Source organism: Streptomyces sp. NBC_01384, assembly GCF_045040035.1.
Lineage (GTDB): Bacteria > Actinomycetota > Actinomycetes > Streptomycetales > Streptomycetaceae > Streptomyces.
Genome location: NZ_CP109559.1, coordinates 3,356,165 through 3,368,103, shown reverse-complemented (window position 1 = coordinate 3,368,103; position 11,939 = coordinate 3,356,165). Strand labels below are relative to the sequence as shown.

11 protein-coding genes and 2 pseudogenes are annotated in these 11,939 nt (G+C 69.3%); 3 read left to right on the top strand and 10 right to left on the bottom strand.

The window, feature by feature from the left end; translation table 11 throughout:
* Positions 1 to 250 precede the first annotated feature (250 nt).
* The 3 genes from OG747_RS15305 to OG747_RS15295 form a co-directional block, all read right to left on the bottom strand.
* On the bottom strand, positions 251 to 607 hold the full coding sequence (locus tag OG747_RS15305; RefSeq protein WP_405879879.1) for a hypothetical protein: 357 nt from the start codon (positions 605 to 607) through the stop codon (positions 251 to 253).
* Between the two features lie 83 nt (positions 608 to 690).
* Complete coding sequence (locus OG747_RS15300; RefSeq protein ID WP_405879878.1) at positions 691 to 915, bottom strand: DUF397 domain-containing protein; 225 nt, start codon at positions 913 to 915, stop codon at positions 691 to 693.
* Complete coding sequence (locus tag OG747_RS15295) at positions 902 to 1,726, bottom strand: Scr1 family TA system antitoxin-like transcriptional regulator (protein WP_405879877.1); 825 nt, start codon at positions 1,724 to 1,726, stop codon at positions 902 to 904. Before OG747_RS15295 ends, OG747_RS15300 begins: the two co-directional genes overlap by 14 nt.
* A gap of 186 nt (positions 1,727 to 1,912) precedes the next feature.
* On the opposite strand from OG747_RS15295, the gene OG747_RS15290 reads away from it, so the two are divergent.
* Together OG747_RS15290 and OG747_RS15285 are read left to right on the top strand one after the other, a co-directional pair.
* The gene (locus OG747_RS15290; RefSeq protein ID WP_405879876.1) at positions 1,913 to 2,146 is read left to right on the top strand and encodes a hypothetical protein; all 234 of its coding nucleotides are present in this window, start codon (positions 1,913 to 1,915) and stop codon (positions 2,144 to 2,146) included.
* The gene (locus OG747_RS15285; protein WP_405879875.1) at positions 2,143 to 2,460 is read left to right on the top strand and encodes a hypothetical protein; all 318 of its coding nucleotides are present in this window, start codon (positions 2,143 to 2,145) and stop codon (positions 2,458 to 2,460) included. The genes OG747_RS15290 and OG747_RS15285 overlap by 4 nt, the downstream gene beginning before the upstream one ends.
* Before the next feature lie 263 nt (positions 2,461 to 2,723).
* Here OG747_RS15285 and OG747_RS15280 read toward each other — a convergent pair whose 3' ends face one another.
* From OG747_RS15280 to OG747_RS15250, 7 genes and pseudogenes are all read right to left on the bottom strand, one after another.
* Positions 2,724 to 3,488 carry an alpha/beta fold hydrolase gene (locus OG747_RS15280; RefSeq protein WP_405879874.1) on the bottom strand — a complete coding sequence of 255 codons (765 nt, stop codon included), beginning with the start codon at positions 3,486 to 3,488 and terminating at the stop codon, positions 2,724 to 2,726.
* A 109-nt stretch (positions 3,489 to 3,597) separates the two neighbouring features.
* Positions 3,598 to 3,987 carry a D-ribose pyranase gene (gene rbsD, locus OG747_RS15275; RefSeq protein ID WP_405879873.1) on the bottom strand — a complete coding sequence of 130 codons (390 nt, stop codon included), beginning with the start codon at positions 3,985 to 3,987 and terminating at the stop codon, positions 3,598 to 3,600.
* The gene (locus OG747_RS15270; RefSeq protein ID WP_405879872.1) at positions 3,984 to 4,883 is read right to left on the bottom strand and encodes a ribokinase; all 900 of its coding nucleotides are present in this window, start codon (positions 4,881 to 4,883) and stop codon (positions 3,984 to 3,986) included. Before OG747_RS15270 ends, rbsD begins: the two co-directional genes overlap by 4 nt.
* A gap of 46 nt (positions 4,884 to 4,929) precedes the next feature.
* Positions 4,930 to 5,796: pseudogene (locus tag OG747_RS15265) on the bottom strand (substrate-binding domain-containing protein); the annotation flags it as partial.
* Positions 5,797 to 5,939: 143 nt separating this feature from the next.
* Positions 5,940 to 6,911: pseudogene (locus tag OG747_RS15260) on the bottom strand (ABC transporter permease); the annotation flags it as partial.
* Positions 6,901 to 8,439: a sugar ABC transporter ATP-binding protein gene (locus OG747_RS15255; RefSeq protein WP_405879871.1), complete on the bottom strand. Its 1,539-nt coding sequence runs from the start codon at positions 8,437 to 8,439 to the stop codon at positions 6,901 to 6,903. The pseudogene OG747_RS15260 and the gene OG747_RS15255, both read right to left, overlap by 11 nt.
* On the bottom strand, positions 8,436 to 9,461 hold the full coding sequence (locus OG747_RS15250) for a LacI family DNA-binding transcriptional regulator (RefSeq protein WP_405879870.1): 1,026 nt from the start codon (positions 9,459 to 9,461) through the stop codon (positions 8,436 to 8,438). The genes OG747_RS15255 and OG747_RS15250 overlap by 4 nt, the downstream gene beginning before the upstream one ends.
* A 195-nt stretch (positions 9,462 to 9,656) precedes the next feature.
* Between OG747_RS15250 and OG747_RS15245 the strand changes: the two genes are divergently transcribed.
* The gene (locus OG747_RS15245) at positions 9,657 to 11,924 is read left to right on the top strand and encodes an ATP-dependent RecD-like DNA helicase (RefSeq protein ID WP_405879869.1); all 2,268 of its coding nucleotides are present in this window, start codon (positions 9,657 to 9,659) and stop codon (positions 11,922 to 11,924) included.
* Positions 11,925 to 11,939: the final 15 nt, after the last annotated feature.

Sequence of the window (11,939 nt, the reverse complement as noted above, 5' to 3'; positions counted from 1 at the left end):
GATCATAGGTAGGTCACCTGGTGGACGTAGAGGCACTCGTGGCGGGGGACGATCAGGTAGAGAAAGAACCCGCCGGGAACGTGCGCGATGTTTCCCTTCGGGCCTGCCTCCTGATACGAGGCACCGTCGAGGTAGAACGCCGCGGCGGCGCGGACGAGCTCGTCGGCTTTCTTCTCAACCTCCGCGACGAACGCCGGCGGAGTTCAGCCGATGACGTGTTCCTCGTCCGGGTCGTACTCCCACCTCCAGGTCATCCGGACACCGCCTGGCGGGCCTCGGTCTCAACGGCGCGGAGTTCGTCCACGGCCGTGCGGAACGCGGGGTCGTCCTTGCTGCTGGTGTTGTTCACTGCCGCGAGGGCGGTCTGATGGCGGGCGTGCAGATCGGACCGCCGCTCGATCTCGACCTGCACCTGCCAGTGGGTGAGCCAATGCTGGAGGTGGCCGATCTTGCTGTCCTGGATGGCTGCGGCCAGCGCCTGTTCCTTGTGCTGCTCCATTTCCCCGAGCCGGTGGGGGGCGATACGGGCCAGCGCGACGCGGACCGCTTCGGGGGTTCGTTCGGGGCGCGGGATCAGCTCACGCTCGTGGTCGGCCTGCGTGGTCACGCGAGGCTCCTTTGTCGTCTGCTCCTTGTGCCCCACCGTACTGGCGGCCACTGACCTTGGCACCGGATCACGGCTCCGGCGCCTCAGCCGTCGATGCGGCCCTCCTTGACGGCATTCACGAATGCCGACCAGCCGCCGGCCGAGAAGACCACCGCCGGACCAGTGACGGCCTTGCTGTCGCGGACGGGCACATTGGCGTAGCCGCGCGCGACCTCAAGGCATTCGCCTTGATCGCCGCCGCTGTAGCTGGACTTGTACCACCCGGACAGGCTGGTCGAGTCGGAGACGGTGTGCTCACTGCTGACCATGTGCGTGTTCCTCTGCTGCCGCCCTGACGAGGGCCAGTGACTCCTGCTGCGACAATGCGTCGCTCAGCGCTAGAGCGTAGGCCGTCTGGCTGGCGGCCACCAGCGCTGGATCATCCATCAAGTTGCCGGTGAGAAAGCCCTCGACGTAGGCCACCGGGGCAGAGTCCTCGAAGCCCATGAGCGTGAGCAGGCTCTGCTGGAGCGGGTGAGCCCCGACGCCGTACGGCAGGACGTGCAGCCGCAGCCGTCCCGCCTCGGCCATGTCCGCGATCTTGTGCAGCTGTTCGGCCATGACCTGCGGGCCGCCGACACGGCGTCGCAGTACGGACTCGTCGAGCAGTGTCCAGACGACCGGCTTCAACAGCCCGTCGAGAATCCGGGAACGCCTTGTTCGAATGACAACGGCTTCGTCAAGTTCCTCCGCCGTGTGGTTCGGCCGGTACGCGCGGAACAGGGCACGCGCGTAGCCGTCGGTCTGGAGCACGCCGGGAACCAGCGAGAGAGCGAACTGCTGGATCAGCGTGGCCTGTTGCTCCAGCTCGGCCACGGCCGCGAAGTGGTCGTTGTACTTCGAGTCCAGGTCCTCCAGCCAGCGCGCGAAGAACCCGTCGGTACCCAGCGCCCGGTCGATCCGCTGTGCGTCATCGGACTTCGGAAGCCGCCTGCCCGCCTCGAAGTGGCTGATCAGCGTGGGCGAGCACACGACCTGGTTGCCCAGGTCCTCCTGGGTGAGTTCGGCAGCTGTCCGCCGCAGCCTCAGTTCCTCTCCGTACTTCTCTCGCTGCGTCCGCGGCGTACGAGGCTTCGCCATGCTGCCAACTCCCAACTTGACGTGCGCGTTGTCAACCCCTTGGTACTGGAAGCGTAGCCATAGTCGACGCCACTCTGTGATGTATTCACCACAGAACGCAGTCATCGCAGGTGACAGCGGACCCCCGCGGCCGATGCGGTCGGCCCGGGGGCGTGGCCAACCCGACCAAGACGAAAGCAGGCTGGCGTGCCCGACTTTGTCGCCCGGCTCTTTGAACCGTTGCTGCGATTCCTCTTCCCGACCGGCAAGCGGCGGCGCCGTACATCGGCTTCGCGCACGTATCCGTACTCGTGCCAGTACGTTTGCGGCCCGACCGCCTACCGCACGGGAGAGCGCCCGTTGCGCGGTGAGGACAGCCCACTGGTACGCCCCTATCTGCTGGCACACGAGCGGGCCCACCGCGCGGGGGCGGTCACGTGAGCGGCGCGGGATACGAGCGGCCCGCCGGACGTCTGCTGCCTTGGGCAGGCCATGAGGGCAAGCCCTGCTACGTCGTGGGAGACGGCACGGGCTACGTTTCGCGGCTCGCCGACGACATCGAGAGCATCCAGCTGGGGATGGCCGGTGACCTGCTCGGTCATGCCGCCGAACTCCTCGCGGAACACGGCGCGACCGCCGGAGAGCTGCGCTACCTCGCGAGTCGGCTCACCGAGTCCCTGACAGATGTCAAACGGGTCGCGGAGAGCAGGGGCGCTCGGCTCGTCCCGGCTTCTGAGCCCTTGGACCTGGGCTGACGGCCACCCCGTTCCAGCAGCCGAAAAAATCTTCAAAACCCCGTGCAACCCTTTCCGCACCCCGTGGGTCGTACTTGGCATCAGGACTTCTGGAGGGGGATCCGGGGGGATCGCGGGGGTTCTGATGTTGGAGGGGAACCCGAGGGGCCCGGTCGACGGACCGGGCCCCTCGAAACATGTCGGGCCAGCGCTCTGACCGGGATGGTTCACCGGGTCGTGGTTCGCGTTGGTGGGCGCGGGGCCGGGACACCCGGCCATCACGCTCAGCCGGCGGGGACCGTCTCGCGCAGGAAGCCGGTCAGCAGGTCCGTCACAGCGGCAGGCCGCTCCAGACTGGGGAGATGGCCGGCCCAGGGCAGTTCGAGGTGCCGGGTGTCGGCGAGCAGACCCGGGAGTTGGGCCGCGATCTGCCGAAAATCCGCCAGGTCGCGGCCGCCCGAAAGAGCGAGACAGGGTGCCTTGATCGCTGACAGATCGATCTCCACCTCGATCCGCCCGGCCCCCTCGGGGGCGGCCAGTTGCACCTCGAAGGCATTCCGCTGCATCCCGCGCACCTTCTCCCGGACCGCCTCCTCGGCGTCCGGCCCCAGCCAGGTGTCCACGTTCAGTTCCACGGCCCCCGCGATATCGCCCGTCTCGAGCAGCGCGTCCTCCCGCTCACCGAACGCGCGCAGCTCATCGGTGGGTTCATGCCCCGGCAGCCCGGCGCACAACAGCGCCATGGCGGATACCCGGTCCGGACGGCGTGCGGCGATCTCCACGGCAACACGTCCGCCGTACGAGGAGGCGATCAGCGCCGCTTGCTCGATGCCGAGGGCGTCCAGCAGGTCCAGTACATCCTCTGCATCGTTGTGGCGCCGGTCCGGCAAGGGAGTCCGGCCGAAGCCCCGGAAGTCGCAACGCACCACCCGATATCCGGCGTCGACCAGGGCCGGCCACTGCGGATCCCACATCCTTCGGTCGCACACCGCGGAGTGCAGTAGTACCAGCGCGGGACCGTCTCCGGTTGCATCGTAAGCGAGAGTCATGCGGCAGACCCTAGGCGGCGAGTGATCGAAGCACCCATGAATTTCACCGCCGCCCGCCTCGCTCACGGGGTGGACCCCTCAACCCGGCGAACCTTCGCGGTCGGAGCACCTAGAAGAACACCCCGCACCGCAGCAGCACATTCGCGTACGGCCGTGCCTCTCCCGTGCGGACGATCAGTCGCGCGCCCGCCGACAGGGACTTCAGCTCCTCGTGCGGAACCAGCTCCAGTGCGGGAAAGTGCGCCTCCAACAGCGCCGTCGCCTCCGGGTTCGCCTCGCGGACCTCGCGGGCGGCCGTGGCCCCTTCGACCACGAGTTCCTCCAGCAGCCCGTCGAGCACCTCCGCGAAGGACGGCACCCCGGCCCGGAACGCCAGGTCCACGACGCGCGGGCCCGCCGGTATCGGCATCCCCGCGTCGCACACCAGGACCCCGTGCCCATGACCCAGCTCGGCGACCGCGCCCGCGAGATGGCGGTTCAGAATTCCGGCCTTCTTCACAGGGCCTCGACCTCCTCGGCGGTGGGGAAGGACTCCTGGGCGCCGGGCCGCGTGACGGCGGCGGCCCCGACCCGGGCCGCGTACGCGGCGGCGACGGGCAACGGCTCATCGAGCCCCAGCCGCCAGGCCAGCGCCGCGGTGAACGCGTCGCCCGCGCCCGTCGTGTCCACGGCCTCGACCTTCACGGACGGCACTCGCACAACTCCTTGGGAATCCGCCACCAGCGCGCCCTCCGAGCCCAGCGTGATGACCACCGAGCGCGGGCCGAGCGCGAGCAGCGCCGTCGCCCAGTCCTCGGGCTCCGGGCCCGCACCTGAGCCCAGCACCACCCGCGCCTCGTGCTCGTTGACGATCAGCGGGTCGCAGGCGGCCAGCACTTCGGCGGGCAGCGGCAGGGGCGGCGACGGGTTCAGTACGAAGCGGCTGCCGGGAGCCAGATTCCGTACGACTTCCACGACCGTCTCCAGGGGGATCTCCAGCTGGGCCGAGACCACCCGGGAGGACTGGACGAGGCTCCCGGCCGCACGGACGTCCGCGGGCGTCAGTCGGCCGTTGGCGCCGGGCGAGACCACGATGCTGTTGTCCCCGGACGGGTCCACCGTGATCAGCGCGACCCCGGTGGGAGCCCCGCCGGTGAGGATGCCGGCGGTGTCGACGCCGGCCGCCTGCAGGGAGTCGCCGAGCAGCCGGCCGTGCGGGTCGTCGCCGACCCGGGCCAGCAGCGCGGTCCGGGCTCCCAGGCGGGCGGCGGCGACGGCCTGGTTGGCGCCCTTGCCACCCGGATGGGTGACCAGGTCGGAGCCGAGGACCGTCTCGCCGGCCGCCGGGCGGCGGTCGACGCCGATCACCAGGTCGGCGTTGGCCGACCCTACGACCAGCAGGTCGTAGCCGTGCATCGTTGTGTCTCCTTACGTCGATTCGTCGTCCTGATCGGGGAGGATGTCAGGAGGAGAATTCGGCGACGTTCGCCTCGGTGACGACCTTGACCGGGACCTTGACCGTGGTCTCGACCTTCGTGCCCTTGGCGGCCTTGACGGCGTTCTGCACGGCCAGCTCGCCCAGCAGCTTCGGCTGCTGCGCCACCGAGGCGAACAGTGTGCCCGCCTTGACCGCAGTCAGGCCGTCCGGCGTGCCGTCGAAGCCGACGACCTTGACCGACTTGCCGGCCTTGCTGCCCAGGGCCTTGATCGCACCGAGCGCCATCTCGTCGTTCTGCGCGAAGATGCCGTTCACGTCCGGGTGGGCCTGCAGCAGGTTGGTGGTGACGTCCAGGCCCTTGGTGCGGTCGAAGTCGGCCGGCTGCGAGGCGACGATCTTGATGCCCGGGTAGGCCTTCAGGCCCTCGGCGAAGCCCTCGCCGCGCTCGTTGGCGGCCGAGGTGCCGGAGGTGCCCTGCAGGACCAGGATGGTGCCCTTGCCACCGAGCTGTTCGGCGATCGTCTTGGCGGCGAGCTTGCCGCCCACGATGTTGTCCGAGGCGACGGTGGTGGCGACCGTGGCCTTGTTGACGGTGCGGTCGGCGGCGATGACCGGGATCTTCGCGTTGTTGGCGGCCTTGACGGACGGGCCGGCGGCGTCGGAGTCCACCGGGTTGATGATGATCGACTTCACGTTCTGGCTGGTGAAGTTGTCGATCTGGTTGGCCTGCTGAGAGGCGTCGTTCTGGGCGTCGGTGACGGTGAGGGAGACACCCTCCTTCTTCGCCTCGGCCTGGGCACCCGCCTTCAGCTGGACGAAGAAGGGGTTGTTGAGGGTGGAGACCGACAGGCCCACCTTCAGGTCGGAGGAGCTGGACGACCCGGAGTTGCAGGCGGTGGCGGAGAGGGCGAGGGCGGCGACGGCGGCCGCGGTGATCGAGATCTGCTTGGTACGCATGGCTGTTCCTTGCGGGTGCGGGTGCGGGTGCGGGTGGAGACCGGGGGGACGGGAGAGCGGAGACACGAAGTCGGCTATGCGCGCCGGCGAAGCGTGTCCAGGAGGACGGCGAGCGCGATGACGACGCCGATGACCACCTGCTGCCAGAAAGCGGAGACCGACAGCAGGTTGAGGCCGTTGCGGAGCACCGCGAGGATCAGTGCACCGATGAGAGTGCCTGATGCCTTGCCGACGCCACCGGAGAGGCTGGCGCCGCCGATCACCACCGCGGCGATGGCGTCGAGTTCGTATCCGTACGCCGCCTGCGGCTGCGCCGAGGACAGCCGGGAGGCGAGGACGATTCCGGCCACGGCGGCGAAGCAGCCGGCCAGGGCGTAGATGACCAGCTTCTGGCGCTTGACGCGGATGCCGGAGAGCCGGGCGGCCTCTTCGTTGCCGCCGATCGCGTACATGGTGCGGCCTATGTACGTACGGTTCAGGATCACGGCGGTGATCAGGCCCATCACGATCATCACCAGGACCGGCACCGGCAGCCAGCCGCCGATGGTGGTGCCCAGGTTGGAGACCGAGTCGGGGAAGGCGATCGGGCTGCCCTGCGAGATGACCAGGGCGAGGCCGCGGCCGACCGACAGCATGGCGAGGGTCGCGATGAAGGACGGCAGCCTGCCGAAGGCGACGAGCGCGCCGCTGACCAGGCCGCAGCCGATGCCGGTGCCGAGGGAGAGCAGGACCGCGAGCCAGACCGGGAAGCCCTGGTTGGTGGCGGTCCAGGCCAGGACGGTGGCGGAGAGCGCGGCGACCGAGCCGACCGACAGGTCGATGCCGGCCGAGACGATCACGAAGGTGGAGCCGAAGGCCAGGATCGCGGTGACGGCTGCCTGGACGCCGACGTTGAGGAGGTTCTGGGTGGTCAGGAAGTCGCCGGACAGCAACGACATCGCCACGGCCAGGACCACCAGGGCGCTGAGGGCACCGTTGTTGAGGAGCATGCGGCGCAGCGCGGGGACACTGCCCGTGCCCGTACTGCTCTTGAGCGTGTCAGTGGCCACGGGAGACCTCCACATCCTTTGCTGCTGTGTTCGTTGTCGCGGTTGCACTGACGGCCAGTGCCATGACGGCGTCTTGTGTTGCTTCCTGCGCGGGGAGTTCGCCCGCGATCCGGCCCTGGGACATGACCAGGACGCGGTCGCTCATGCCCAGCACCTCGGGGAGGTCGCTGGAGATCATCAGAACCGCGTGCCCGGAGGCGGTCAGTTCGTTGATCAACTGGTAGATCTCGACCTTGGCGCCCACATCGATGCCGCGGGTCGGCTCGTCGAGGATCAGCACCTTGGTGTCGGCCAGCAGCCATTTGCCGATGACGACCTTCTGCTGGTTGCCGCCGGACAGGGTCCGTACGTGCTGGTGCAGTCCGGCCATGCGGACCTTGAGCTGCCCGGAGATCCGGTCGGCGGCCCGCCGCTGCCCGGCCCGGTCGACGAAACCCGCGCGGGTGGAGCGGCCCAGCGTGACCAGGCCGAGGTTCTCCTGCACGGTGGCGTCCAGCACCAGGCCCTGACCCTTGCGGTCCTCGGGGACCAGGCCGATCCCGGCGTCCATGGCGGCGTTGACGTCATGCCGACGGAGCGGGCGGCCCTGCACTTCGACGGTGCCGGAGTCGTACGGATCGGCGCCGAAGAGCGCGCGTACGACCTCGGTACGGCCGGCGCCGACCAGGCCCGCCAGGCCGACGACCTCGCCGGCCCTGACCTCGAAGTCGATGTCATAGAAGGTGCCGGCCCGGGTGAGTCCGTGAACCTTGAGCAGTGGCGCCCCGGCGTCCCCGCGTTCGCGCGGGTACTGCTGCTCGATGCTCCGGCCGACCATGAGCCGCACGAGCTCGTCCTCGGGGGTACTCGCCGGGACCTGGTCGATGCTGCGGCCGTCGCGCAGGACGGTGACGCGGTCGCCGAGGGCGGCGATCTCCTCCAGGTGGTGGGTGATGAAGACGATGCCGACGCCGTCGTCACGCAGCTTCCGTACGATCCCGAACAGCTTGTCGACCTCTTCGGTGGTCAGGACGGCGGTGGGCTCGTCCATGATCAGGACGCGCGCGTCGAGACTCAGCGCCTTGGCGATCTCGACCATCTGGAGCCGGGCGATGCCCAGTTCGCGCACCTGGGTGCGCGGGTCGACGTCGACACCGACGCGGGCGAGGAGTTGGGCCGCGTCGGCGTTCATCCGCTTGCGGTCGAGGAGGCCGAAGCGGCGCGGCTGGCGGCCCAGGAAGATGTTCTCGGCGACGCTGAGGTCGGGGACGAGGTTGAACTCCTGGTAGATGGTGGCGATGCCGAGCCGTTCGGCGTCCTGCGCGCCGTGGATGCGGGTCTCGGTGCCGTCGACCAGAATGCGGCCGCTGTCGGGGCGGTAGGCGCCGGAGAGCATCTTGATGAGGGTGCTCTTGCCCGCTCCGTTCTCGCCGAGCAGCACATGCACCTCGCCGCGGCGCAGATCGAAGTCCACGCTGTCGAGCGCGACGACGCCGGGGAAGGTCTTGCGTATCCCCTCGATACGCAGCAACTCGTCTGGATGGCTCACGTGGTGCTCCTCGGGTCCTTCAGGGAAGAAGCGGCCTCGCCGCACGAGCGGCGTACGACGAGACGGGCGGGAAGGGTGACGGACTGCGGGGGTCGCCCCTCGATCCGGTCGACGAGCGCGCGTACGGCGGCCCGGCCCAGTTCACCGGTCGGCTGGGCGATCGCGGTGATCGGCGGATCGGTGTGCACGAACCACGGGATGTCGTCGAACGCGGCGAGCGCGATGTCCTGGGGAACCCGCATCCCGCGCGCGCGGATCGCGTCCAGCGCGCCGAGCGCCATCAGGTTGTCGGTGGCGAAGACGACCTCGGGCGGCTCGGCCAGGTCGAGGAACCGCTCGGTGGCGCGGCGCCCGCTCTCGGCCTGGAAGTCGCCCTGCCCTATGTAGGCGTCGGGCAGCGCGAGGCCGTACTCGCCCAGCGCCTCCCGGAACGCCTCCACACGCTCACTGCCGGTCGTGGTCGCCGCCGGGCCCGCGATGATGGCGAGCCTACGGTGGCCGAGGCCGTGCAGATGGGCGACGAGATCGCGGATGGCCGTGCGCCCGTCCGCCCGTACGACGGGCACCTCGACGCCCGGGATCCAGCGGTCCACGAAGACCATCGGCGTCCCCGCACGCGCGGCGTCCAGCATCCCGGGGGAGCCGCCGTCGGCGGGGGAGACGAGCAGCCCGTCGATCCGCCGGTCCCGCAGGGTCCGTACGTGGTGGTCCTGCAGATCCGGCCGCTCGTCGGCGTTTCCGATGATCACGCTGTACCCGAGGGCGCGGGCCTCCTCCTCGACGGAGCGGGCCAGCAAGGTGAAGTACGGGTTGAGTACGTCGCTGATGACCAGGCCGAGGGTGCGGGTCTGGTCGGTGCGCAGGGAGCGGGCGACGGCGTTCGGGCGGTAGCCCAGGGTCTGTACGGCGGCCAGCACGCGGGTGCGTGCGTCCGGGCTGACCGACGGATGGTCGTTCAGGACGCGCGAGACAGTGGCGACGGATACGCCTGCCTCGGCGGCAACGTCCTTGATGCTCGCCATCGCCGCTCCACCTCCTCGTGGAATCGATTACACGGAGGATTGGAATCGATTACATGGCCGTTAACAAGACCCCGAGACCGGATCGTGATGAAGCTGTCCACAGATTCGCGCGCTGTCGGGGTGCTGACGGGATGGTGCCGGGGAAGTTGTCCACAGGGTCCGCGCGTTGTCGGAGGCGGGCGGTAGCGTCGGATCATGTCCAATCAGGCGGGGACCCGGCAGGTGCACCTGGCGGTGGTGGAAGGCGTACTGGAGCGGATCACGTACGCCAACGAGGAGAACGGGTACACGGTCGCCCGGGTCGACACCGGCCGAGGCGCCGGCGACCTGCTCACCGTCGTCGGTGCGCTGCTCGGCGCCCAGGTCGGCGAGTCGCTCCGGATGGAGGGCCGCTGGGGCTCCCACCCGCAGTACGGCAAGCAGTTCACGGTGGAGAACTACACGACCCTCCTGCCGGCCACCGTCCAGGGCATCCGCCGCTACCTCGGATCCGGCCTGGTCAAGGGCATCGGCCCGATCTTCGCCGACCGCATCACCCAGCACTTCGGGCTGGACACGCTCCAGATCATCGAGGAGGAGCCGAAGCGGCTCATCGAGGTCCCCGGCCTCGGACCCAAGCGCACCAAGAAGATCGCCGAAGCCTGGGAGGAGCAGAAGGCGATCAAGGAGGTCATGCTCTTCCTCCAGACCGTCGAGGTGTCGACGTCGATCGCGGTCCGCATCTACAAGAAGTACGGCGACGCCTCGATCTCGGTGGTCAAGAACCAGCCGTACCGCCTGGCCGCCGACGTCTGGGGCATCGGCTTCCTCACCGCCGACAAGATCGCCCAGTCCGTCGGCATCCCGCACGACAGCCCCGAGCGCGTCAAGGCGGGCCTCCAGTACGCCCTTTCGCAGTCCACCGACCAGGGGCACTGCTTCCTCCCCGAGGAGCAGCTGATCGCGGACGCGGTGAAGTTGCTCCAGGTGGACACGGGCCTGGTCATCGAGTGCCTGGCCGAACTGGCGGAGCCGACCGAGGCGGACGGCGAGTCAGGTGTCGTACCGGAGCCGGGTGTCGTACGCGAAAGGGTCCCCGGCCCCGACGGCGGACCGGAAACCGTGACGGCCATCTACCTGGTCCCCTTCCATCGAGCCGAACTCTCCCTCTCCGCCCAGCTGCTGCGCCTCCTGCGCACGGGTGAGGACCGGATGCCGGGCTTCCGTGACGTGGTCTGGGACAAGGCGCTGAGCTGGCTGAAGGGGCGTACGGGCGCGGAGTTGGCGCCCGAGCAGGAGGAGGCCGTCCGGCTGGCGCTGACGAAGAAGGTCGCGGTGCTCACGGGAGGCCCCGGCTGCGGCAAGTCGTTCACGGTTCGCTCGATCGTGGAGCTGGCGCGCGCGAAGCGGGCGAAGGTCGTGCTGGCGGCGCCAACAGGGCGTGCGGCCAAGAGACTTGCCGAGCTGACCGGGGCGGACGCCTCCACCGTGCACCGGCTCCTGGAGCTCAAGCCCGGCGGGGACGCGGCCTACGACAAGGACCGGCCGCTGGACGCCGACCTGGTGGTCGTGGACGAGGCGTCCATGCTCGACCTGCTCCTCGCCAACAAGCTGGTCAAGGCGGTGCCGCCGGGCGCGCACCTGCTGTTCGTCGGGGACGTCGACCAGCTCCCCAGCGTCGGCGCCGGCGAGGTCCTGCGCGACCTGCTGGCCGACAACAGCCCCGTCCCGTCCGTCCGTCTGACCCAGATCTTCCGCCAGGCCCAGCAGTCCGGAGTGGTGACGAACGCGCACCGGATCAACTCCGGGCAGCATCCGGTCACCGACGGCATGAAGGACTTCTTCCTCTTCGTCGAGGACGACACGGAGGAGGTCGGACGGCTCACGGTGGATGTGGCGGCACGGCGGATTCCGGCCAAGTTCGGACTGGACCCGCGCCGGGACGTCCAGGTTCTGGCGCCGATGCACCGGGGCCCGGCGGGCGCGGGCGCGCTCAACGGTCTGCTGCAGCAGACCATCACGCCCGGCCGCCCCGACCTCCCCGAAAAACGCTTCGGCGGCCGTGTCTTCCGCGTGGGCGACAAAGTCACCCAGATCCGCAACAACTACGAGAAGGGCAAGAACGGCGTCTTCAACGGCACGGTGGGTGTGGTCACCGCGCTCGACGCCGACGAGCAGCGCCTGACGGTACTGACGGACGAGGACGAGGAGGTTCCGTACGACTTCGACGAACTCGACGAGCTGGCCCACGCGTACGCGGTGACGATCCACCGTTCCCAGGGCAGCGAGTATCCCGCGGTGGTGATCCCGGTCACCACCAGTGCCTGGATGATGCTTCAGCGCAATCTCCTCTACACGGCGGTCACCCGGGCCAAGAAGCTGGTCGTCCTCGTCGGCTCCCGCAAGGCGATCGGTCAGGCGGTCCGCACGATGTCGGCAGGCCGCCGCTGTACGGCCCTGGCCTTCCGTCTCACCGCACGCTGACCGACGTCCTCCGCG